Annotated in this window: 22 protein-coding genes; 16 read left to right on the plus strand and 6 right to left on the minus strand. The window is 66.7% G+C overall.

Annotation, left to right across the window (positions count from 1 at the left end):
• The first annotated feature begins 4 nt into the window (after positions 1–4).
• A complete protein-coding gene (locus AC1PLS_RS01320) occupies positions 5–1,447 on the plus strand; it encodes a sensor histidine kinase (protein ID WP_065033157.1) in 1,443 nt (480 codons plus the stop codon).
• Positions 1,432–2,775, plus strand: a complete 1,344-nt coding sequence (locus tag AC1PLS_RS01325; protein WP_184432541.1) for a sigma-54-dependent transcriptional regulator — start codon at positions 1,432–1,434, stop codon at positions 2,773–2,775. The genes AC1PLS_RS01320 and AC1PLS_RS01325 overlap by 16 nt, the downstream gene beginning before the upstream one ends.
• A gap of 133 nt (positions 2,776–2,908) precedes the next feature.
• Here AC1PLS_RS01325 and AC1PLS_RS01330 read toward each other — a convergent pair whose 3' ends face one another.
• The gene (locus tag AC1PLS_RS01330; protein WP_260214094.1) at positions 2,909–3,040 is read right to left on the minus strand and encodes a hypothetical protein; all 132 of its coding nucleotides are present in this window, start codon (positions 3,038–3,040) and stop codon (positions 2,909–2,911) included.
• Positions 3,041–3,210: 170 nt separating this feature from the next.
• On the opposite strand from AC1PLS_RS01330, the gene AC1PLS_RS01335 reads away from it, so the two are divergent.
• The 3 genes from AC1PLS_RS01335 to AC1PLS_RS01345 all read left to right on the plus strand — a co-directional run bounded on the left by AC1PLS_RS01335 (position 3,211) and on the right by AC1PLS_RS01345 (position 6,085).
• Positions 3,211–4,008, plus strand: a complete 798-nt coding sequence (locus AC1PLS_RS01335) for a hypothetical protein (protein WP_102255380.1) — start codon at positions 3,211–3,213, stop codon at positions 4,006–4,008.
• 134 nt (positions 4,009–4,142) lie between these two features.
• Positions 4,143–4,757, plus strand: coding sequence for a hypothetical protein (locus AC1PLS_RS01340; RefSeq protein WP_184432539.1), 615 nt, complete (start codon positions 4,143–4,145; stop codon positions 4,755–4,757).
• A 104-nt stretch (positions 4,758–4,861) separates the two neighbouring features.
• Positions 4,862–6,085 carry an MFS transporter gene (locus tag AC1PLS_RS01345; protein WP_046345326.1) on the plus strand — a complete coding sequence of 408 codons (1,224 nt, stop codon included), beginning with the start codon at positions 4,862–4,864 and terminating at the stop codon, positions 6,083–6,085.
• 159 nt (positions 6,086–6,244) lie between these two features.
• On the opposite strand, the gene AC1PLS_RS01350 is transcribed toward AC1PLS_RS01345, so the two are convergent.
• Together AC1PLS_RS01350 and AC1PLS_RS01355 are read right to left on the minus strand one after the other, a co-directional pair.
• Positions 6,245–6,721 (minus strand): tRNA (cytidine(34)-2'-O)-methyltransferase, encoded by a 477-nt coding sequence (locus tag AC1PLS_RS01350; protein ID WP_039517704.1) that lies wholly within the window; start codon positions 6,719–6,721, stop codon positions 6,245–6,247.
• Between the two features lie 25 nt (positions 6,722–6,746).
• Positions 6,747–7,208: an XAC0231 family protein gene (locus tag AC1PLS_RS01355; RefSeq protein WP_024939044.1), complete on the minus strand. Its 462-nt coding sequence runs from the start codon at positions 7,206–7,208 to the stop codon at positions 6,747–6,749.
• Positions 7,209–7,603: 395 nt separating this feature from the next.
• On the opposite strand from AC1PLS_RS01355, the gene AC1PLS_RS01360 reads away from it, so the two are divergent.
• The 4 genes from AC1PLS_RS01360 (at position 7,604) to AC1PLS_RS01375 (ending at position 11,320) form a co-directional block, all read left to right on the plus strand.
• A complete protein-coding gene (locus AC1PLS_RS01360) occupies positions 7,604–7,924 on the plus strand; it encodes a DUF4156 domain-containing protein (RefSeq protein WP_016903993.1) in 321 nt (106 codons plus the stop codon).
• A gap of 101 nt (positions 7,925–8,025) precedes the next feature.
• The gene (locus AC1PLS_RS01365) at positions 8,026–9,042 is read left to right on the plus strand and encodes a 3-oxoacyl-ACP synthase III (RefSeq protein ID WP_016903994.1); all 1,017 of its coding nucleotides are present in this window, start codon (positions 8,026–8,028) and stop codon (positions 9,040–9,042) included.
• An 87-nt stretch (positions 9,043–9,129) separates the two neighbouring features.
• A complete protein-coding gene (fic, locus tag AC1PLS_RS01370) occupies positions 9,130–10,269 on the plus strand; it encodes a protein adenylyltransferase Fic (RefSeq protein WP_166762692.1) in 1,140 nt (379 codons plus the stop codon).
• A gap of 148 nt (positions 10,270–10,417) precedes the next feature.
• Positions 10,418–11,320, plus strand: a complete 903-nt coding sequence (locus AC1PLS_RS01375; RefSeq protein WP_024939041.1) for an alpha/beta fold hydrolase — start codon at positions 10,418–10,420, stop codon at positions 11,318–11,320.
• A gap of 144 nt (positions 11,321–11,464) precedes the next feature.
• On the opposite strand, the gene AC1PLS_RS01380 is transcribed toward AC1PLS_RS01375, so the two are convergent.
• On the minus strand, positions 11,465–11,848 hold the full coding sequence (locus AC1PLS_RS01380; protein ID WP_024939040.1) for a YkgJ family cysteine cluster protein: 384 nt from the start codon (positions 11,846–11,848) through the stop codon (positions 11,465–11,467).
• 305 nt (positions 11,849–12,153) lie between these two features.
• Between AC1PLS_RS01380 and oleC the strand changes: the two genes are divergently transcribed.
• The 3 genes from oleC to AC1PLS_RS01395 all read left to right on the plus strand — a co-directional run bounded on the left by oleC (position 12,154) and on the right by AC1PLS_RS01395 (position 15,136).
• Entirely contained in the window at positions 12,154–13,812 is a 1,659-nt protein-coding gene (oleC, locus tag AC1PLS_RS01385; RefSeq protein WP_184432537.1) for an olefin beta-lactone synthetase, read from the plus strand.
• A 90-nt stretch (positions 13,813–13,902) separates the two neighbouring features.
• Entirely contained in the window at positions 13,903–14,913 is a 1,011-nt protein-coding gene (oleD, locus tag AC1PLS_RS01390; protein ID WP_481104107.1) for a 2-alkyl-3-oxoalkanoate reductase, read from the plus strand.
• Positions 14,914–14,977: 64 nt separating this feature from the next.
• Positions 14,978–15,136 carry a DUF1328 domain-containing protein gene (locus tag AC1PLS_RS01395; RefSeq protein ID WP_003468167.1) on the plus strand — a complete coding sequence of 53 codons (159 nt, stop codon included), beginning with the start codon at positions 14,978–14,980 and terminating at the stop codon, positions 15,134–15,136.
• Between the two features lie 117 nt (positions 15,137–15,253).
• Here the strand turns inward: AC1PLS_RS01395 and AC1PLS_RS01400 are convergent, their stop codons facing one another.
• Both AC1PLS_RS01400 and ddlA read right to left on the minus strand, forming a co-directional pair.
• Positions 15,254–15,736 carry a GNAT family N-acetyltransferase gene (locus AC1PLS_RS01400; protein ID WP_126965464.1) on the minus strand — a complete coding sequence of 161 codons (483 nt, stop codon included), beginning with the start codon at positions 15,734–15,736 and terminating at the stop codon, positions 15,254–15,256.
• The gene (gene ddlA / locus AC1PLS_RS01405; protein ID WP_481104108.1) at positions 15,733–16,839 is read right to left on the minus strand and encodes a D-alanine--D-alanine ligase; all 1,107 of its coding nucleotides are present in this window, start codon (positions 16,837–16,839) and stop codon (positions 15,733–15,735) included. Before ddlA ends, AC1PLS_RS01400 begins: the two co-directional genes overlap by 4 nt.
• 193 nt (positions 16,840–17,032) lie before the next feature.
• Between ddlA and AC1PLS_RS01410 the strand changes: the two genes are divergently transcribed.
• The 4 genes from AC1PLS_RS01410 (at position 17,033) to AC1PLS_RS01425 (ending at position 20,879) form a co-directional block, all read left to right on the plus strand.
• Positions 17,033–17,677, plus strand: a complete 645-nt coding sequence (locus AC1PLS_RS01410) for a ubiquinone biosynthesis accessory factor UbiJ (protein ID WP_046345336.1) — start codon at positions 17,033–17,035, stop codon at positions 17,675–17,677.
• On the plus strand, positions 17,674–19,347 hold the full coding sequence (gene ubiB, locus AC1PLS_RS01415) for a ubiquinone biosynthesis regulatory protein kinase UbiB (protein ID WP_039814160.1): 1,674 nt from the start codon (positions 17,674–17,676) through the stop codon (positions 19,345–19,347). Before AC1PLS_RS01410 ends, ubiB begins: the two co-directional genes overlap by 4 nt.
• A 97-nt stretch (positions 19,348–19,444) precedes the next feature.
• Positions 19,445–20,032, plus strand: coding sequence for an O-methyltransferase (locus AC1PLS_RS01420; RefSeq protein WP_104590707.1), 588 nt, complete (start codon positions 19,445–19,447; stop codon positions 20,030–20,032).
• Between the two features lie 76 nt (positions 20,033–20,108).
• On the plus strand, positions 20,109–20,879 hold the full coding sequence (locus AC1PLS_RS01425) for a pseudouridine synthase (RefSeq protein ID WP_024939030.1): 771 nt from the start codon (positions 20,109–20,111) through the stop codon (positions 20,877–20,879).
• Positions 20,880–21,005 lie beyond the last annotated feature (126 nt).

The raw sequence follows: 21,005 nt of genomic DNA on the forward strand, positions 1-21,005 counted from the left end.
TCGCATGCCTCGTTCGTTGTTGCGCCAGTTGCTGCTGATCTGGGTGGTGATCCTGGCTGCCTGCGTGGGCGTGGCCACGATGTTGTATGGCCTGTACCGACAGACCGAAGGCGTGCGACTGGACGATGCGCGCCAGCAATTGACCGCGCAATGCGCACGCATCGTGCAGCGCTACGCCGGCGCGAGCGAGGCGGCGCGCAGCGGCGACAACGGCGCCGGGTTGGCCGCGGTGGTGGTGCAACTGGTGCTGGCCGATGCGCCCGGTGTGGAGGGCGGGGTGTGGAACCTCGACAAGGGATTCGTTGCCTACGCCTATCCCACCTACGACGGCAGCGATCACAAGACCGATATCCCGGCCGCCGAGTGGACCACGATCGTCAGTACCGCGCGGCAGAGTGCGGTGGGCAACAAGGCCGTGGATTTTCGTCGCGACGGCAGCCGCGAAGTGGTGCTGATCAGCGCCTGCCCATTGGCCGCGGGAACCGCCGCTTGGACCATGTCGCGGGTGCCGGCCAGCACCTCCGATGCCTGGCGGCCACTGGCGATCGGCATGCTGCTGATCTTCGCCATGGTGGCAATGTCGGCGATTGCCCTGGGCGTGGTGGTGCGGCGCTGGAGTCAGCGCCTGCAGCGCATCCAGCAGGCGCTGGCCGCCGATACCGAACTTCCGCAGATTCCGGTCACCGGCGCACCCGAGCTGGACCGGCTGGGCGCTGCAGTCAGCGATTACGCACAGCGCAATGCGCAGGCCTTGGCGCAGACGCGGCGGCTGGCCGACGAGCTGGCACGGCACGAGCGGCTGGCCGCACTCGGGCGCCTGACCGCCACGGTGGCGCATGAGATTCGCAACCCCATCGCCACGATGCGCCTGGCCGTGGAGAACGAAATCGCCACGCGCCAGGGCACGCCGGACGATGCCGCGCACGCTGAGCTGATGCTGGGGCAGATCCGTCGCCTGGATGGGGTGGTCGAAAGTCTGCTCGGCATGGTGCAGCCGATCCGGCTGCAGCTGGAGACGGTGGTGGTGCAGGACTGGCTGGCGAGCTTGCTCGATCCTGCCGTGCTGCCGCCGGGCGCGCCGGCGCCACAGCTGCGCGTCCCGGACGCGCCGCTGCAGTGGATGCTCGATCCGCAGCAGCTCGGCCGTGCCGTGCACAATCTGCTGCGCAACGCGCTCCAGCACGCCGATGCAGGCAGCGCGGTGACACTGGAGGCCAGCGCCAGCGATGGGTTGCTGCAGCTACGGGTGAGCAATCGTGGCGCGGCCATCGCCGATGCCATCGCTTCGCAATTGTTCGAGCCGTTCGTCAGCGGTCGCGCCGACGGCAATGGCCTGGGGCTTGCGCTGGTGCGCGAGATCGCCCGTGCACATGGCGGGCAGGTGCGTTATGCACACGCCGACGGTATGACCCATTTCATTCTGGAGCTGCCATGGCGCGCATCCTGATCATCGACGACGATGCGGCGTTTCTGGCCACCTTGCAGGCAACGCTGCGCTCGCTCGGCCATACGGTGATCGCGGTCGACAACGGCGCCGATGGTTTGCTGCGCCTGAACGAGGGCGGCATCGAGCTGGCGTTCGTGGACTTCCGCATGCCCGGCATGGACGGAATCCAGGTGCTGCGTGCGCGTGCGGACGATCCCCGCGCGCGCCAGGTGCCGCTGGTGATGCTCACCGCGTACGCCTCCAGCGGCAACACCATCGAGGCGATGACGCTGGGTGCGTTCGATCACCTGGTCAAGCCGGTGGGGCGTGCGGATATCGTCGAGGTGGTGGAGCGTGCATTGGCAAGTCGCGCCGATGCCGACGCCGATGCCGCAGCGAGCGAACCACCCGACGACGACGACGACGGCCTGGTCGGCCACAGTCCGGCGATGCGTACCGTGCATAAACGCATCGGGCTGGCGGCAGCTTCCGATCTGCCGGTGTTGATCACCGGCGAAACCGGTACCGGCAAGGAGCTGGTCGCGCGCGCCCTGCATCGCGCCAGCGCACGCGCAAATGCGGCGTTCGTGGCAGTCAATTGTGCGGCGATCCCGTTGGAGTTGATGGAAAGCGAATTGTTCGGCCATCGCAAGGGCGCCTTTTCCGGGGCGACCAGCGACCGCATCGGCCTGATTCGCGAAGCCGATGGCGGCACGTTGTTCCTGGACGAGATCGGCGACATGCCGCTGCCGATGCAGGCCAAGTTGTTGCGCTTCCTGCAGGAAGGCGAAGTGACGCCGCTGGGCGGGCGCGGCGCGCAGAAGGTGGATGTGCGCGTGCTGGCGGCCACGCATCGCGATCTGGCGGCGTGGGTGGCGGCAGGACAGTTCCGCAGCGATCTGCGCTATCGCCTCAATGTGGTGCCGATCGAACTGCCGCCGCTGCGCGAACGCGGGCAGGACATCGTGCTGCTTGCGCAGTATTTTCTGCGCAGCGGCGAAGGCGCGGCGCGCGCGCTGTCGGCGGACGCGCAAGCGCGGCTGCTGGCCTACCCGTGGCCCGGTAACGTGCGCGAGCTGCGTAACGTCATGCAGCGCAGCCAGCTGTTGGTGCGCGGCCACAGCATCGTTGCCGCGGATCTGGACGACGCGCTCGAGCACGATGCCGAGCAGCCCACGACGACAGCGCCACCGGAAGGCAGCTTGCCCGAGGCGGTGGCGCGGCTGGAAAGGCAGATGATCCAGGACGCCTTGGCGCACAGTGGCGGCAACCGCGCCGAAGCCGCGCGCCGGCTCGGCATTCATCGCCAGCTGCTGTACCGCAAGCTCGATGAGTACGGCCTACAGTAGGCGCAGCGATCACCGGACGCGATGGTTGCAGGCTGCCGCCTCGGTCACGACGCAATACGCGCACAGCAGCACGTGTACCTGTTGTCATGCGCACCTGTTGGTTACATGTCGCCGCTGCCACTCGCAGCATTGGCTACGGCCTTGCACCAGCAAACGGCGCAGCCGGAAAGCGCAGCACCACGCGTTCGAAATCCAGCCCGGACATCGGCACGCGCACGCTACCGTCGAGGGTGCCAGGCACGTTCTTGCCTTGCAGGGGTGACACGCAACCCGAGCTGCAAAGTGTCTGCAAAGCGGACAGTGGTGGATGAAACGCAGACGATTGTCCGCGCGCGTGCAGACACAAAACCCTTATAAAACAACGGACTCGCCGTTGGCACGATTGCTGCTTTATCTCCAGGGCGAGCGGCGCTCCTGCCGCGTTGGAGACATCGCATGATTCGTCAGACCGCACTTGCTTTCGCACTGGCCTGCAGCGTGGCGACCGCTGCCGCGCAGGCTCCCACACCGCCGGCAGCACCGATGGCGCCGCGCGCGCCGGTCGGCACGCCACCGCCGGCTCCGCCGGTGCCGCCCGCACCGCCTGCGCCGTTGGCCGCCACCCCGGTGCGCATCACCGGCACGGTCGAGCGCTTCATGCTCAATCCCAATGGCGAGGTCGACGGCCTGTGGTTGCGCGATGGCACCCAGGTGGCATTTGCACCGCATCTGTCCGCACAGTTGCAGGCTGCGGTGCGCCGGGGCGATACGGTGAGCGTGCAGGGCTATCGCCTGGGCAGCCTGCCGGTGCTGCGCGCCAGCAGCATCCGCTCCAATCGTGGTGGGCGCGAAGTGGTCGACCAGCCGCCGGCGGGCGCCATGCCGCCGGCGCCGCCAGCGCCTGCTGCGTTGACGCCGTTGCAGGCGGAAGGACGCATCGAGCGCTTGGTCTACGGCCCGGGTGGCGAGACCAATGGCGCGTTACTGAGCGATGGCACGCTGGTGCGGATGCCGCCGCATCTGGCGCTGCAGTTCGGTGATCTGCTGCGGGCCGGCGCGCCATTGAGCGTGAGCGGCTTCGGGGTTGCCACCGCCAACGGCCGCGCCATCGAAGCCACCCAACTGGGCCGTGATCGCGCCTCGCAGCGTGCGTTGTTCAGCCCGCCGCGACCCGACGGCCCGGTGCCGCCCGCACCACCGGCCCCGCCTGTCCCGCCGGCCGCACCGCCAGCGCCGGCTCCGGCGCCGCGTTGATCCAGGGCGCCGCCGCCCACGTTGCGGCGCTTACCCGTCGCGTTCCCCTCTACGCGCCTGTTCACCACGCCGCATGCGTGGCGACGGGCGCGGCTTGCCGGCATCGGCCGGTTCTCACTTCTCTGGAGTTTTTCATGCATTGGGTCGACCCTGATTTCCTTCCCGAAACCCGCGGCACGCTGGCGCGCTTTCTGCTCAACCCCAAGGCCGATATCGACGGCCTGCTGCTGACCGACGGCACCGAGGTGCACACGCCGCCGCACCTGTCCGTCGCCTTGCTCAAGGCACTCAAGCCCGGCAGCACCTTGAGCGTGCGCGGCCTCAAGCCGCGCGATGTGGACATGCTGGTGGCCCTGGCGATCGATCCGGAAGGCGGCAAGCGCATCGTCGATGAGGGCCCGCACGGGCCGCATGCCAAGCCCAAGCCCAAACCGCCTGCCGGCAAGCCGCCCAAGCCGCAGCTCACCCAGCACAGCGGCACCATCGCGCGCCTGCTGCACGGCCCGCACGGGCAGGTGCATGGCGTGTTGCTGGACGACGAGGTCACGGTGCGGTTCCCACCGCATGCCGGAGAGGACTTCGCCAAGCAGTTGGTGGTCGGCAAGACGCTGGTGGCCGAAGGCGATACCAGGACGACCCCGCACGGGGTGCTGGTCCACGCGCATGCCTTGGGCGCCAAGGCCGCGTCGCTGAAGCAGATCGAGCATCCGCATGGTCCGGGTGCGCATAAGCCGAAGCCGAAGCACTAGCAGCCTGCAATGCGACTGCCGTGCTGGCGCCGTGCGACCGCAATTGGGTCGCACATGCCGCCCAGCATGCGCAGTCGCCTTTCATCGTTTCGTGGAGAGCGCCGATGCGCATGAGCACACCGCGTCCCCGTGGCAGCCGCGCACTGGAGGCGCTGCATTTCAGCGTGGCCGATGTGCAGGACGGGCTGGGGCCATTTCTCAGCGTGTTCCTGCAATCCAGGGGCTGGTCGGTGGCGGCGATCGGCACGGTGATGAGCGTCGGCGGCATCGCCGGCATGCTCGCCACCACCCCGGCCGGTGCACTGGTCGATAGCACCCGGCGCAAGCGCGCCGTGGTGGTGGTGGGCTGCCTGGCGATCCTGTTGGCCACGGCGCTGATCTGGCTGCATCCGACTTCCTCCGGTGTGGTCACCGCGCAGATCGTCTCGGCGTTGGCGGCAGCCGGCATCGGCCCGGCACTCACCGGCATCACCTTGGGGCTGGTGCACGCGCGCGGCTTCGATCATCAACTGGCGCGCAATCAGGTCGCCAACCACGCCGGCAACATGCTGGCCGCGGTGCTGGCCGGCTGGCTGGGCTGGCGCTACGGGTTTGCGGCGGTGTTCGTGCTCACCGCCGCGTTCGGTGTGCTGGCGATCGCGGCGGTGCTGCTGATTCCGTCTGCGGCCATCGACCATCGCGCAGCGCGCGGCCTGGGCCACGCCGACGGCGCGGACACCCTCAGCGGCTGGCGGGTGTTGTTGACCTGCCGGCCACTGGCCTTGCTGGCCATCACCCTGGGGCTGTTCCACCTGGGCAATGCGGCGATGCTGCCGCTCTACGGCATGGCCATCGTGGCCGCGCATGCGGGCGATGCGAGTGCGCTGACGGCGACCACCATCGTGGTCGCGCAGGCCACGATGGTGGTGGTGGCATTGCTGGCGATGCGCTGGATCCGCGTGCACGGGCATTGGTGGGTGCTGCTGGTGGCCTTCATGGCCTTGCCGCTGCGTGCATTGGTAGCAGCGTCGCTAATCCATGGCTGGGGCGTGTTTCCGGTGCAGATCCTCGACGGACTCGGCGCCGGCCTGCAGGCCGTGGTGGTGCCGGCACTGGTGGCGCGATTGCTGCAGGGCACCGGGCGCGTCAATGTCGGCCAGGGCGCGGTGATGACGGTGCAAGGTGTGGGCGCGGCGCTGAGCCCGGCCTTGGGCGGCTGGCTGGCGCACGCCTTCGGCTATCGCATCGCGTTTCTGGCGCTGGGCGCCATCGCCTTGCTGGCGGTGGCGCTCTGGGCAGGCTGCCGCGGCATGCTGCAGGCAGCGACCGATGCCCAGGTGATGCAATGAGGTCATGGCAGCGGCGCGGAGCAGCACGCAAACGGCAACGCCCGCGACTGACGTACGCGCGGAGCACGCGTTGAGTGACAGACCGGTACGGGAACCATGCTGCGCGCCGGGATCGGGGCGGACGGTGCCGCAGTCAGCCAGCCGTCTGCATCGCCACGGTTATCGGCCGCCGCTGAAGTCCCACTGACGCCAGGCTTCGAACACCATCACCGCAACAGTGTTGGACAGATTGAGGCTGCGGTTGTCCGGGCGCATCGGCAGGCGCAGCCGGTGCTGTGGCGGGATCGACTCCAGCACGTCGGCGGGCAAGCCGCGTGTTTCCGGACCAAACAGGAAGGCATCGCCATCGGCAAATTGCGGTGTGTCGTAACGCACGGTGCTGCGCGTACTCAGTGCAAACACGCGCTTGGGCGCGATCGCGGCCAGGGCGGTGGGCAGGTCGGCATGCACCTGCAGGCTTGCGTATTCGTGATAGTCCAGGCCGGCGCGTTTGAGCTGCTTGTCGCTGAGGTCGAAGCCGAGCGGCTCGATCAGGTGCAGGCGCGCGCCGGTGTTGGCGCACAGGCGAATCACATTGCCCGTATTGGGCGGAATTTCCGGCTGAAACAGGATGACATCGAGGACGGGGGCTGACATGCGCGCAGTGTAGCTGCGCGCGTGCTCAAAGGCTGATGGCGGCGTTGACCAGCGCTTCCAGTTCGACCGGCGACGGCTGCAGCTGCGGCACCGGCAGGTTGACGATGACCTGGCCCATCAGCGCGCCGATGGCGGCAGCAGCCTGGCCGGAGGTGCTCTGCGCGCTGGCAGCGGCGTTGCGGGTCACCAGGTCGGCGCGCTGGTCGGCGGACGGACGCACCTGCACCGCAGCGAGGGTGGGGATGCGCGGGCCGGCCTGCTCGGCGGCGAGGGCGGCCAGCTGCTCGGCCGATGGACGCACCTGCACGGCGGCCAGGGTAGGGATGTCGCTGCTGCGCTCCAGCGCCTGCTGGGCGATCTGGTCGGCCGACGGGCGGACCTGCACGGTGTCCAGCGTGGTCAGGCTGGCGGCCTGGGCGAAACCGGCCAGGGCGGTACCGGCAAACAGGGCGGCGGAGAGGGCGATGCGCAGGGTCTGAGTCTTCATGGCGAGGTCTCTTGGTGTGGGTGATCAGTGGTGTGGTAGTAAGGTAGTACACCGTTTCGGTAAGTGCAATAACTTTCGCGGCGCAGTTTTATTTATTCAGCTGGCAGTCATTTTCATTGATCGAGGTCGCTGCCCGCTGCTTGCCCATGCCATGCAGCAAACCGCGTGCCAGTTGCAGTGGATTGTTTTTAAAGGGATTTGTGCGCCGTAGCGGTGTCCGCGTCCGGACACCCGGACGCGGTTGCGGGCGCCGGACACCGGCCGAAGCGAGAGGACACGACGATCTGCTTGGTGTTCAGCGCGCTGAATGCGTGGCATGCGGCCACGCAGCGCACGCCGATCGCCGCCCGGCAACTGCGGCACAATCCGGCTTCGTCCTCAGGTGTCTAAGACTTATGCGCGTGCTGATGCTGTCTGTTCTGGTTGCCACCACTGCCACGGCCTGTACCTGGGTGCCGATCGAGCAAAGCGGCAAAGGCGTGCAGGTGCTGCCCGCAGGCCCTGTGCCAGCTGGCTGTCAGCAGCAGGGCGAGGTGGTGGTATCGGTCAAGAGCAAGGTCGGCTTCTACAACCGCAACCCATTGCGGGTGCAGGAAGAACTGGAAACGCTGGCACGCAACGAGGCGCCGGGCGCCAATGCCAATACGGTCCAGGCGCAGGGCCAGCCGGCCGATGGCAGCCAGCGCTTCAACGCCTTCCGCTGCCCGCCGCGCTGAACCGTTGGGCTGGGGCGCGGCCGCTGCAATTGTAAAGATGCGGTAAAACCAGCCAGCGGCTAGACTAGCGCCCCCTCGCCTGACGCCATGGCGCTACTTCGATGCTCTTCCAGAATGTCTCCATCGCGGGACTGGCGCATATTGATGCGCCGCACACGCTGACTTCCAAGGAAATCAACGAGCGCCTGCAACCGACCTACGACCGCCTCGGGATCAGAACCGACGTGTTGGGCGACGTTGCCGGTATCCATGCACGGCGCTTGTGGGACCAGGATGTCCAGGCCTCGGACGCTGCCACCCAGGCTGCGCGCAAGGCGCTGCTCGACGCCGGCATCGGCATCGAGAAGATCGGCCTGCTGGTCAACACCTCGGTGAGCCGCGACTACCTGGAGCCGTCCACCGCCTCCATCGTGTCCGGCAACCTCGGGGTCGGCGACCACTGCGTCACCTTTGACGTCGCCAACGCCTGTCTTGCCTTCATCAACGGCATGGACATCGCCGCCCGCATGCTTGAGCGCGGCGAGATCGACTATGCGCTGGTCGTCGATGGCGAAACCGCCAACCTGGTGTACGAAAAGACCCTCGAGCGCATGACCTCGCCCGACGTCACCGAAGAAGAGTTCCGCAATGAACTCGCTGCGCTGACCTTGGGCTGCGGTGCCGCAGCGATGGTGATGGCGCGCACCGAGCTGGTGCCCGATGCCCCGCGCTACAAGGGTGGCGTGACCCGCTCGGCCACCGAATGGAACAAGCTGTGCCGCGGCAACCTGGACCGCATGGTCACCGACACCCGCCTGCTGCTGATCGAAGGCATCAAGCTGGCACAGAAGACCTTCCTGGCCGCCAAGCAGGCGATGGGCTGGGCAGTGGACGAGCTGGACCAGTTCGTCATCCACCAGGTCAGCCGCCCGCATACCGCTTCATTCGTGAAGTCGTTCGGCATCGACCCGGCCAAGGTCATGACCATTTTCGGCGAACACGGCAACATCGGCCCGGCTTCGGTCCCGATCGTGCTCAGCAAGCTCAAGGAGCTCGGCCGCTTGAAGAAGGGCGACCGCATCGCGTTGATGGGAATTGGTTCTGGCCTGAACTGCTCGATGGCGGAAGTGGTCTGGTAAGTTGCAACATGTGACGTGTTAAGAAAAATGGATTTTTAGTACACGTCATTGCATCATGTTCGCTCTTGCAACATGACCGGTGTAGGCATGGACGACGCGCTGGTGTTCAATCCCGAGCAGCCCTACAACGCGCTCCCGCCGCTTCCTCCGGCGGGAGATATCGAAACGCGCGCCTTGCTCAAGGCCTGCATCGTGGCGCGCACTGCGTTGGCCGAGCTGAAGCAGGCCACCGCATTGCTGCCAAATCCGGCAGTGCTGATCAATACGATCCCGATCCTGGAAGCACAGGCGAGTTCGGAGATCGAAAACATCGTCACCACCACGGATGACTTGTTCCGTTATGCAGACGATCAGGAGCGCGCCCAGAATCCGGCGACCAAGGAAGCCCTGCGTTACCGTAGCGCGCTCTACGAAGGGTTCCAGTCGCTGCAGCAGCGACCGCTATGTACAGAAACCGCCGTGGTGGTGTGCAGCCGCATTAAAGCTGTGCAAATGCAGATCCGTCGCGTGCCCGGGACTGCGCTGGCCAACGATCAGATCCAGCAGATCATCTATACCCCGCCCGTCGGCGAGACACTGCTGCGCGACAAGCTGGCCAATTGGGAGCGTTTTATTCATGAATGCACCGATATCGATCCATTGATCCGGATGGCGGTCGCGCACTATCAATTCGAAGCGATCCACCCGTTCACCGATGGCAACGGGCGTACCGGACGTGTATTGAATCTGCTGATGCTGATCGAGCAAGGCCTGCTCGATGTCCCCGTCCTGTACTTGTCGCGCTACATCATTCGCCATCGCAGCGACTACTATCGACTGCTGCTGGATGTCACCCGGTACGGTCGCTGGGCCGAGTGGATTCAGTACATGCTTGCCGCCGTTGCAGAGACAGCTGCGTGGACGACGGCGAAGATCCAGGCGATCCGAGGATTGGAGACGCGGGCGCGTGATCATGTGCGCGAACACGCCCCCAAGGCCTATAGCCGCGAACTTGTCGAAGTGGTCTTCAATCAGCCCTATTGCCGCATCCAGAATGTCGTGGACGTGATGGGCGTGACTCGGCAGACCGCTGCACGCCATCTAAAGGAACTGGTGACCATCGGTGTGCTGCAAGAGCAGCGGCTGGGCAAGGAAAAACTGTTCCTGCACCCTGCATTCCTGAAACTTCTGTCCGGCGATGGTCATCAACTACCGCCTTATCCAATGCCTTCGACGGAAGCGCGATGAAGCCTGTAATTGATCCAGGTAGCCGTCTTGCGCGCAGTGGGTTGAGCATGTCGCAGCGTGGCGACCACTATGATGTCCAATCTCTACGCACGGCAGGCCAACGCTTGCGCCATGTGCGCTCTCTCGAATCGAATCGGATGCGTTTGTCATGAACTACCCCGGCTATCCCTTCACTCCCCAGCGCCTTGAGGTGCGTCCCGGCATTGCGATGTCGTATCTGGACGAAGGTCCGCGCGATGGCGAGGTGGTCGTGATGCTGCACGGCAATCCGTCGTGGAGTTATCTGTGGCGGCACTTGGTCAGTGGCCTGTCGGATCGTTACCGCTGCATCGTGCCGGACCACATCGGTATGGGGCTGTCCGACAAGCCGGACGATGCGCCCGACGCGCAGCCGCGTTACGACTACACGCTGCAGTCGCGCGTGGATGATCTGGACACGTTGTTGCGGCATCTGGGCATCACCGGTCCGGTCACGCTGGCGGTGCACGACTGGGGCGGCATGATCGGGTTCGGCTGGGCGTTGTCGCACCATGCGCAGGTCAAGCGGCTGGTGATCACCAACACCGCTGCGTTCCCGTTGCCGCCGGAAAAACCGATGCCGTGGCAGATCGCAATGGGGCGGCATTGGGGACCGGGCGAGTGGTTCATTCGCACGTTCAATGCGTTTTCCTCCGGCGCGTCCTGGTTCGGGGTGTCGCGGCGGATGCCGGCGGAGGTGCGTCGCGCCTATGTGGCGCCCTACAACAATTGGCGCAATCGCATCTCCACCATTCGTTTCATGCAGGATATTCCGCTGTCGCCCGCCGACCAGGCCTGGTCGCTGCTGGAGCGCTCGGCGCAGGCATTGCCGTCGTTCGCCGATCGCCCGGCGTTCATCGCCTGGGGCCTGCGCGATATCTGCTTCGACAAGCATTTCCTGGCCGGCTTCCGCAAGGCACTACCGAATGCCGAGGTCACCGCGTTCGACGATGCCAATCACTACGTGCTGGAAGACAAGCATGAAGTGCTGGTGCCGGCGATCCGTACATTTCTGGAGCGCCACCCGCTGTAAGCGCTGCTGGCATGGCCACGCAGGCGCTCGCTCGATGAGTGCCTGCTGCATGCAGAGCGCGGATGCACGAACGATGGGGCCGGCCATGCCGTCGGTCTGTTGGTCGTTGCGTGTGGATGCCGCGCTCACTCGCAGCGATGGCCGTTACAACGGTGGCAGCGGATTGCGTTGCGCCTCGTCCACGCCCAGCCAGTCGGCCTCGGTCAGTGCGTGCAGGCCGTGCGCCAGCCGGGATTTGTCGCACTGCGCGCTGCGCTGGCCGAATTCCAGCGAGGCCGGCACGGCAGCACAGGAGGAGGGCCGACGATCATGGATGCTGCAACGGCTGTAGCGGCCGATGTCCGCGTCCAGTGCGATGCAGCGCGGCTGCGATTGCGAGGTGCCGCGCATGACGCGTTCGTGGGTGCGCAGCGCATCGGTCAGCTCGATCGGCACCCTGCCGCCCAATGCGGGATCGGCTTCGCTCCAGTGGAAACTGACGCGGAAATAGGCGCAGCAAGCGCCGCAGGTAAGGCAGGGATGTGCCATGGAATGCCGGGCCTTGCGCGGCGAAACAACGTGGTGAGCGCGGCATTCTGACCGAACCACGCTGCGATACAAGTGGCGCGGCCGTGCGCCGGTTAGCGGTTCATCTGCATCGCTCGACGCAGCGCGTGTGTGCAAGGCGCTGCGCCTTGCGCGGGCAGGCACCTCGCGCGCGCGCGGTGTTGTTATGGCCCGACGACGCGCAATCGCCGCGTCAGCCATCGCTGCGTTGGGAGCACGCACCAGCGCAGCTGACCTGAGCGCGGTCAAGCGGCCGGCACCGTCGGCGCATGGGTGATAATGCGGCAATGACTACGACAACTCTCTGCAATATCGCCGCCACCCTGCCGGAACTCGCGCGCGAGCGCCCCGCGCAGATCGCCATCCGTTGCCCGGGCCGCCGCGCCGCCAACGGGTATGCCGCCTACGATGTGACCTTGAGCTATGCCGAGCTGGACGCGCGCAGCGATGCGATCGCTGCCGGTCTGGCCCTGCACGGCATCGGACGCGGTGCGCGCGCGGTGGTGATGGTGCGTCCTTCGCCGGAATTCTTCCTGCTGATGTTTGCCTTGTTCAAGGCCGGTGCGGTGCCGGTGCTGGTGGATCCGGGCATCGACAAGCGTGCGCTCAAGCAATGCCTGGACGAAGCGCAGCCGCAGGCGTTCATCGGTATTCCGCTTGCGCAGCTGGCGCGTCGTCTGCTGCGGTGGGCGCGCTCTGCAAAGCAGATCGTCAGCGTCGGTGGCCGTTACGGCTGGGGCGGGGTGACACTGGCGCGCGTGGAGCGCGATGGCGCCGGCGCCGGCAGTCAGCTGGCCAACACCGGGCCGGACGATGTGGCCGCCATCCTGTTCACCAGCGGCTCGACCGGCGTGCCCAAGGGCGTGGTGTACCGCCACCGGCATTTCGTCGGCCAGATCGAATTGCTGCGCAATGCCTTCGGCATGCAGCCCGGTGGCGTGGATCTGCCGACGTTTCCGCCGTTTGCCCTGTTCGATCCGGCACTGGGGCTGACCTCGGTGATACCGGACATGGATCCGACCCGCCCGGCCACTGCCGATCCGCGCAAGCTGCACGATGCGATCGAACGCTTCGGAGTCACGCAGTTGTTCGGCTCGCCGGCATTGATGCGCGTATTGGCCGACTACGGCCAGCCCTTGCCAAGCGTGCGCCTGGCCACCTCGGCCGGTGCGCCGGTGCCGCCGGACGTGGTGGCCAAGATCCGCGCGCTGTTGCCGGAAGATGCACAATTCTGGACGCCGTATGGCGCCACCGAATGCCTGCCGGTGGCAGCGATTGAAGGGCGTACGCTGGACGCCACCCGCGCGGCCACCGAGGCCGGTGCCGGCACCTGCGTCGGTCAGGTCGTCGCGCCGAACGAGGTGCGCATCATCGCCATCGACGATGCGGCCATTCCCGAGTGGAGCGGCGCGCGCGTGCTGGCGGCGGGCGAGGTGGGCGAGATCACCGTCGCTGGCCCCACCACCACCGACACCTACTTCAACCGCGACGCGGCCACGCGGATTGCCAAGATCCGCGAGCGCAACGCGGATGGCAGCGAACGCATCGTGCATCGCATGGGCGATGTGGGCTACTTCGATGCCGAAGGGCGCTTGTGGTTCTGCGGGCGCAAGACCCACCGCGTGGAAACCGCCACCGGCCCGCTCTACACCGAGCAGGTGGAGCCGGTCTTCAACGTGCATCCGCAGGTGCGGCGCACCGCCTTGGTCGGTGTCGGCGCACCCGGACAGCAACAGCCGGTGCTGTGCGTGGAATTGCAGCCTGGCGTGCCGGCATCGGCATTTGCACAAGTGGAAACCGCATTGCGCGCGCTGGGCGCTGCGCACCCGCACACGGCTGGAGTCACGCGTTTCCTGCGCCATTCCGGATTTCCGGTGGACATTCGCCACAACGCCAAGATCGGCCGCGAAACGCTGGCGATCTGGGCGGCGCAGCAGCGTGGTTGACCTGTGGATGCGTATCGCGCACGCAGCTGGCCGCATCGCCAATTCCGGCCGCGCCCGTTATCGTGTGCGTCCTTGCGATGGAGGTGATGCGTGCGCATCCTGGTAACCGGTGGTGGTGGCTTTCTTGGCCAGGCGTTGTGCCGCGGCTTGATCGCGCGTGGGCATGAGGTGGTGAGTTTCCAGCGCGGCGATTATCCGGTGCTGCAGAGTTTGGGCGTGGGCCAGATCCGTGGCGACCTGGCCGATCCGCAGGCGGTGCGGCATGCCTTCGCCGGCATCGATGCGGTCTTCCACAATGCCGCCAAGGCCGGTGCGTGGGGCAGCTACGACAGCTATCACCAGGCCAATGTGATGGGCACGCAGAACGTGCTCGACGCATGTCGGGCCAATGGTGTGTCGCGCCTGATCTATACCTCCACGCCCAGCGTGACCCATCGCGCCACCAATCCGGTGGAAGGCCTGGGCGCCGACGAAGTGCCGTATGGCGAGGACCTGCGCGCGGCGTACGCGGCAACCAAGGCGATCGCCGAGCGCGCGGTGCTGGCGGCCAACGATGCGCAACTGGCGACGGTGGCCTTGCGTCCGCGCCTGATCTGGGGCCCGGGCGACAATCATCTGTTGCCGCGCCTGGCCGCGCGTGCGCGCGCCGGCCGGCTGCGCATGGTCGGCGACGGCAGCAACCTGGTGGACAGCACCTACATCGACAACGCCGCGCAGGCGCATTTCGATGCGTTCGCACATCTGGTTGCAGGTGCTGCGTGTGCGGGCAAGGCGTACTTCATCTCCAACGGCGAGCCCTTGCCGATGCGCGAGTTGCTCAATCGCCTGCTGGCTGCCGTGGATGCACCGGCGGTGACGCGTTCGTTGTCGTTCAAGACTGCGTACAGAATCGGTGCAATCTGCGAGACCATGTGGCCACTGTTGCGTCTGCCTGGCGAAGTGCCGTTGACGCGTTTTCTGGTGGAACAGCTGTGCACGCCGCACTGGTACAGCATGGAGCCGGCACGTCGCGACTTCGGCTATGTCCCGCAGGTCAGCATCGAAGAGGGGCTGCAACGGCTGCGATCCTCATCTTCCAACGACATCGCCATCACTCGATAAAGACCGCCACATCTTCAGGATACGTCTGCGCCGATTCGGCACGACAACTTCTGGAATCCTTGCCATGCTGCATTACGCCATCATCTTCTTCGTCATCGCCATCATTGCCGCCGTGCTGGGCTTCAGCGGTATCGCCGGTGCGGCGACCAACATCGCCTGGATCCTGTTCGTGGTGTTCCTGATCTTGGCTGTGATCTCGATGTTCCGTCGCGGCAAGGTATAACGCCTAGCTGCGACACGTCACGGCAGCGGCGCTGCCGGTCGACGCTCGCATGGCCCGCTTCCGCAAGGAGGCGGGCCATGTGCGTTGTGGACGCTCCATCGTTGAATCGCTTCTGTTTCAAAGCAGTTTTTCGAGATATTGCACATGCTTGCCGTTGCCCAGCAGCGCGTCACCGACCGGCTGGAAACCCAGCTGCAAATGCAGCGCCAGCGATGCCGGATTGGGTGGGAGCAGGTTGACCTCGCAGACCAGCCGCGGTTGCCCCGCTGCACGCGCGGCGTGGATGAGCTCGTCATACAGCTGCCTGGCAAGCCCGCGCCGCTGCGCATGCGCGGCGATCACGATACGGTCGATGTAGACAAAGCGCGCGAAGCGTTGCGCCATCCATGCAAAGTTCGGATTGGCGTAAGCCGCGCCTTGATCCAGCGCGATCAGCAGGCCATCCGCCGGCGCGACGAGGCGTGCGTGCCACGCCAGTTGCAGCAATGCAGCCAGCCCGTCGGCATCCAGCAACGACAGCTCGGTGGCATGCGCATTGTTGAGCGCAAGCAGTGCGCGGTGGTCGTGCGGTTGCACGGCGCGCACACGGGCCTGGCTCATGCGCCTGGCTCGACCGCGCTGCGCAGCAGCTGATCGTCAGCATGCCGTTGCAGTGCCAGCTCGATCAGCTGCGTGATCAAACTGCAGTAGTCCAGCCCGCTTGCCTGCCAGAGCTTGGGATACATGCTGATCCGGGTGAAGCCCGGCAATGTGTTGACCTCATTGATCACGATGCGACTATCGGCGCACAGGAACACGTCCACACGCGCCATGCCGGCGCAGTCCAGCGCCTGGTAGGCCTGCACCGCAATCTGCTGGATGCGCTGCTGCGTCTGCGCATCGATGTCGGCCGGGATCACGATGTCGGCGCCGTGTTCGCTGATGTACTTGGTCTGGTAGGAGTAAAACGCGTCGTGCACCACCACTTCGCCGCACACGCTGGCCTGCGGGGTGGCATTGCCCAGCACGGCGCATTCGATCTCGCGCCCAGCGATCGCCGCTTCCACCAGTACCTTGTGGTCGTATGCCAGCGCCAATGCGAGCGCGTCGGCAAATGCATCGGCACTGCGCACCTGACTGACACCGACCGACGAACCCTGGTTGGCTGGTTTGACGAACAACGGCAAACCCAACTGCGCGATCAACGCATCCACGTCGGCATGTGCGGCGGTGTGGCGGTTGAAGCAGGCGAACGGCGCCACCTCGAGCCCGGCATCGCGCAGCACGCGCTTGGCCAGGTCCTTGTCCATCGCCAGCGCCGAGCCGAGCACGCCGGAGCCGACGAAGGGCAGATTGGCCATGCGCAGCAGCCCTTGCAGCGAGCCGTCTTCGCCGAGCGTGCCATGCACGATTGGAAACACCACATCGATCTGCGCCAGCGCCTGCTCCGGCTGGGTCGGGCGCAGCTGTTGTTGCTGCGCGCCCGGTAGCAGGGCCACGCCGCGACCGCTGCGATGCAGGGCGATGCGGGCCGGGTCGTCGGCATTGAGCAGGAAGCTGTCGGGGTCGTTGACGTGCCACTGGCCCTGCTTGTCGATGCCGATCAGCACCGGCTCGAAGCGCTGCGGATCCAGCGCATCGAGAATGTTGCGCGCCGATTGCAGCGAGACCTCGTGCTCGGCCGATTTGCCGCCGAAGATGAGACCGACCCGGATCTTGCGCATTGCCTGCTCCTGCCACCTGCGTGATGAGGTCGCCAGCATGCCCGCGGCAGGCGTGCCGAAGGAAGTCCTGCATGATCGACGCACGCGGCCTGGCCACAAGGCGCCCTGCCATGATCGCCACCCCGGCCTCCGGCTTGCACTTGCCACACCACCGTCAAGCAGTGGCGACATGCGGGGACGGTAGAATGCGCCCATGCCCGGATCCCTGTTCAACTCACTCAAGCCGCTCGCCGGCCAGGCCCTGCAAGCCGCGCTCAACCGCGCGCTGGCACTGGACCCCGATACCCGTGATGCGCTGCTGCCACTGGAAGGCCAACGCATCGCACTGACCCTGGAGGCGCCTGCGCTGGCCCTGCAGATCCGCGTGCACGAGCGCCGCTTGCTGGTCGGCCCGGTGGACCAGGCGCAGGAGCCGGACCTGGCCGTGCGCAGCAGCCTGGCCGGCTTGCTCGGCCAGCTGCCGTTCCTGGCCAACGCGCGCCGCAGCGGCGCACCGGCCGGGCGGCTCAAGGTCTCCGGCGATGCCGAGCTGGCGCGCCAGCTGCAGCAACTGGCCGGCCGCTTCGATCCGGATTGGCAACTGCCGTTCGTGGCGGTGTTCGGCGAGATCCTCGGCGTGCAGATCGCCAATGCGGTGCGTGCAGCGCTGCAGCAGGCACGCCGCAGCGCGGTGGATCTGGCGCATAGCGCGGCAGAATTCGTGACCGAGGAATCGCGCGACGTGGTGCCGCGTGCCGAACTGGACGCCTTTCACGACGATGTCGACGAACTGCGCGACGACGTCGAACGGCTGGCCGCACGCGTGGCGCGCCTGCGCGCGGCCGGAGGTGCGGCATGAAGGCGCTGCTGCGGGCCAGCCGCATCGGCCGGGTGATCCTGCGCTATCGCCTGGACGACCTGCTGCAGGACACGCCGGCCGAGCGCTGGCTGCGCCTGGCCAAGCCGTTCGTGCCGCGCGCCAGTGCCGAAATCGCCGCGCAATCGCGCGGTGCGCGGCTGCGGCTGGCGTTGCAGGAACTGGGGCCGATCTTCGTCAAGTTCGGGCAGATCCTGTCGACCCGGCGCGACCTGATTCCGGCCGACGTGGCCGATGAACTGACCCTGCTGCAGGACCGCGTCAAGCCCTTCGACGGCGAAGCGGCGCGGCTCATCGTCGAGCGCGCGCTGGGCCTGCCGGTGAGCGTGGCGTTTGCCGCGTTCGACACCGTGCCGCTGGCCTCGGCTTCGATCGCACAGGTGCACGCGGCCACCTTGCCGCCGGATGCCAACGGCGTGCGCCGCGAGGTGGTGGTCAAGGTGCTGCGCCCGGACATCGAGCGCCAGATCGATGCCGATATCGCGTTGCTGCAGTCGCTGGCCACGCTGGTCGAACGCACCCACCCGCGCGCTGACAAGATCCGGCCGCGCGAAGTGGTGGCCGAGATCGAAGGCACCCTGTCGGCCGAACTCGACCTGCAGCGCGAAGGCGCCAACGCCAGCGTGCTGCGCCGGTTCTGGGAAGGCTCGGACGATCTGTACGTGCCCGAGGTGATCTGGTCGCACACCGCCGAGCGTGCGCTCACGCTGGAGCGCGTGTACGGCATTCCGTCCGACGACATCGCCAAGCTCGATGCGGCCGGTATCGACCGCAAGGCGCTGGCGGCCAAGGGCGTGCGGGTGTTCTACACGCAGGTGTTCCGCGACAACTTCTTCCACGCCGATGCGCACGCCGGCAACATCTGGGTCGACAGCGACCCGGAGCGCCGGCTCAATCCGCGTTTCATTGCGCTGGATTTCGGCATCATGGGCCAGCTCTCGCAGGAAGATCAGTACTACCTGGCCGAGAACTTCATGGCGATCTTCCACAAGGATTACCGTCGCATGGCCGAGCTGCACGTAGAGGCGGGCTGGATGCCCGACAACGTGCGCATCGACGAACTGGAAGCGGCCGCGCGCTCGGTGTGCGAGCCGTACTTCACCCGGCCGTTGTCGGAGATTTCGCTGGCCGAAGTGCTGATCAAGCTGTTCCGCGTCGCGCAGCGCTACGAACTGACGCTGCAGCCGCAGCTGATCCTGTTGCAGAAGACCTTGCTCAACATCGAAGGCGTCGGCCGCCAGCTCGACCCCAGGCTGGATATCTGGGCAGTGGCGCGGCCGGTGCTGGAACGCATCCTGCGCGAGCGTTACAGCCCGCGCCGCGTGCTCGGCGAGTTGCGCAAGCGCCTGCCGGAAATCATGACCCATGCGCCGGACATGCCGCGCCTGGTGCACAGCTGGTTGAAGCAGCAGGTGGAAGGCCGCCACCAGCTCGACATCCGCTCGGCCGAGCTGCGCGCGCTGGACCTGAGCCTGCGCAAGCTGCAGACGCGCGTGGTCACTGCCATCACCGGCAGCGGCCTGCTGGTGGTGGCTGCCGTGCTGTATGGCCTGCACCCGAATGGCTGGTACCTGGGCACGGTGCCGGTGTGGAGCTGGGTCAGCGGCGGCGCCGGCTCGGTGGCCCTGCTGGTCGCCTGGCTGCGGCGCTGAAGCACTAAGACACTGCGACAGGCGGCCTGCCGCATCCGGCTGGGTAGCGGCAGCGCCTGCAGCGGCACGATGACGAAGCCGTCCCGGCGAGGTAGTGATGATCGATCTGCAGGCCTTGAAGGACGAACTGGCACGGTTCGGTAGCGACAACGATGCGCACCAGCCGGAGCGTGGCCGGCGCATGCTCAATATCACGCCCGACACCGGGCAATTGCTGGCCGTGCTGGTACGCGCCACCACTGCGCGGCGCGTGCTGGAAATCGGCACCTCCAACGGTTATTCGACGCTGTGGCTGGCCGAAGCGGCCGTCGCAATCGGTGGGCACGTCACCACGGTGGAGCTTGCGGCCGACAAGGTGGCCCTGGCGCAGGCCACGCTTGCACGCAGCGGCCTGGCCGCGTCGGTGGATGTGGTGCACGGCGACGGCGGCACGTGGCTGACCCAGGCGGCCAGCGCCAGTATCGATCTGGTCTTCCTGGATTCGGCGCGCGGCGAGTACGTGCGCTGGTGGCCGGCACTGCGCCGCGTGCTGCGCGGCGGCGGCCTGCTGGTGGTCGACAATGCGCTGTCGCATGCCGACGAACTGGCGCCGTTTACCGCGCTGCTGGCTGACGATCCGGCAGTCACCTGCAGCGTGGTGCCGGTGGGCAAGGGCGAATTGCTGGCGGTGTGCGGCGCGGCCTGAGCGTGCGCGGCCGAGCTGCCACGCCCTCAGGCCTCAAGGCGCGTGGTCGGCAGGCGCCATACGGCGCGGCGGCGCAGTGGCATGCGGTGTCGACGATGCGGATAATCCGCCGGTGAGCACATCCCCCAAGCACTTGCAGATTCTCTTCCAGGACGAGCTCCTGGCCGTCGTCGACAAACCCGCCGGGCTGATGGTCCACGACAGCAAGCTGGCGCGCGGGGAGGACGACTTTCTGGCCGACCGCCTGCGCGAACAGCTGGGCCGGCCGATCTTTCTGGTGCACCGGCTCGACCGCGCGACCAGCGGCTGCCTGCTGCTGGCGTTCGACCGCGAGGCCGCCAGCGCGCTGGGCAAGGCCTTGATGGCCGGCGAGTTGGAGAAGGACTATCTGACCGTCTGTCGCGGCTGGCCGGCCGAGGAGCGCTTCATCGTCGACCACGATCTGGACGGCGGCCCCGGCAAGCCGGTCAAGAAGCCGGCGGTGACGCACTTCCAGCGCCTGGCGACCGGCGAGCTGGAGATCCCGTCCACCGGTTTTGCCACCTCGCGCTATGCGCTGCTGCGCTGCCAGCCGCAGACCGGGCGGTTCCGGCAGATCCGCCGGCACATGAAACACCTGTCGCACCACATGATCGGCGACACCAGCCACGGCGATGGCCGGCACAACCGCAGCTTCCGCATGCTCGGCATCCACCGCATGCTGCTGCACGCCGAGCGGCTGGGGTTTCCGCATCCGGCCGACGGGCGGCGCATCAGCGTCACCGCGCCGCTGGATGTGGAATTTTCCAAGGCCTGCGCGTTGCTCGGGTGGGAGATGCCCGCGCTGGGAGCGGTGCAGACGGCTTGATGCGGTGCGCGCGGCTAACGGTCAACAAGCCCACTCGATCTGCTGGAAATCTGCGCAACCGTACCTCACCTCAACCCCTCTCCCGCAGGAGAGGGGCCAAGCGCCTCCCAACCGAGTGGGAGAAGC

This window comes from Xanthomonas sp. NCPPB 3218 (assembly GCF_056725185.1).

Coding starts and splice junctions, on each gene's coding strand:
- AC1PLS_RS01320 (WP_065033157.1), top strand. CDS start 5: ATGCCTCGTTCGTTGTTGCGCCAGTTGCTGCTGATCTGGGTGGTGATC.
- AC1PLS_RS01325 (WP_184432541.1), top strand. CDS start 1,432: ATGGCGCGCATCCTGATCATCGACGACGATGCGGCGTTTCTGGCCACC.
- AC1PLS_RS01335 (WP_102255380.1), top strand. CDS start 3,211: ATGATTCGTCAGACCGCACTTGCTTTCGCACTGGCCTGCAGCGTGGCG.
- AC1PLS_RS01340 (WP_184432539.1), top strand. CDS start 4,143: ATGCATTGGGTCGACCCTGATTTCCTTCCCGAAACCCGCGGCACGCTG.
- AC1PLS_RS01345 (WP_046345326.1), top strand. CDS start 4,862: ATGCGCATGAGCACACCGCGTCCCCGTGGCAGCCGCGCACTGGAGGCG.
- AC1PLS_RS01350 (WP_039517704.1), bottom strand. CDS start 6,721: ATGTCAGCCCCCGTCCTCGATGTCATCCTGTTTCAGCCGGAAATTCCG.
- AC1PLS_RS01355 (WP_024939044.1), bottom strand. CDS start 7,208: ATGAAGACTCAGACCCTGCGCATCGCCCTCTCCGCCGCCCTGTTTGCC.
- AC1PLS_RS01360 (WP_016903993.1), top strand. CDS start 7,604: ATGCGCGTGCTGATGCTGTCTGTTCTGGTTGCCACCACTGCCACGGCC.
- AC1PLS_RS01365 (WP_016903994.1), top strand. CDS start 8,026: ATGCTCTTCCAGAATGTCTCCATCGCGGGACTGGCGCATATTGATGCG.
- fic (WP_166762692.1), top strand. CDS start 9,130: ATGGACGACGCGCTGGTGTTCAATCCCGAGCAGCCCTACAACGCGCTC.
- AC1PLS_RS01375 (WP_024939041.1), top strand. CDS start 10,418: ATGAACTACCCCGGCTATCCCTTCACTCCCCAGCGCCTTGAGGTGCGT.
- AC1PLS_RS01380 (WP_024939040.1), bottom strand. CDS start 11,848: ATGGCACATCCCTGCCTTACCTGCGGCGCTTGCTGCGCCTATTTCCGC.
- oleC (WP_184432537.1), top strand. CDS start 12,154: ATGACTACGACAACTCTCTGCAATATCGCCGCCACCCTGCCGGAACTC.
- AC1PLS_RS01395 (WP_003468167.1), top strand. CDS start 14,978: ATGCTGCATTACGCCATCATCTTCTTCGTCATCGCCATCATTGCCGCC.
- AC1PLS_RS01400 (WP_126965464.1), bottom strand. CDS start 15,736: ATGAGCCAGGCCCGTGTGCGCGCCGTGCAACCGCACGACCACCGCGCA.
- ddlA (WP_481104108.1), bottom strand. CDS start 16,839: ATGCGCAAGATCCGGGTCGGTCTCATCTTCGGCGGCAAATCGGCCGAG.
- AC1PLS_RS01410 (WP_046345336.1), top strand. CDS start 17,033: ATGCCCGGATCCCTGTTCAACTCACTCAAGCCGCTCGCCGGCCAGGCC.
- ubiB (WP_039814160.1), top strand. CDS start 17,674: ATGAAGGCGCTGCTGCGGGCCAGCCGCATCGGCCGGGTGATCCTGCGC.
- AC1PLS_RS01420 (WP_104590707.1), top strand. CDS start 19,445: ATGATCGATCTGCAGGCCTTGAAGGACGAACTGGCACGGTTCGGTAGC.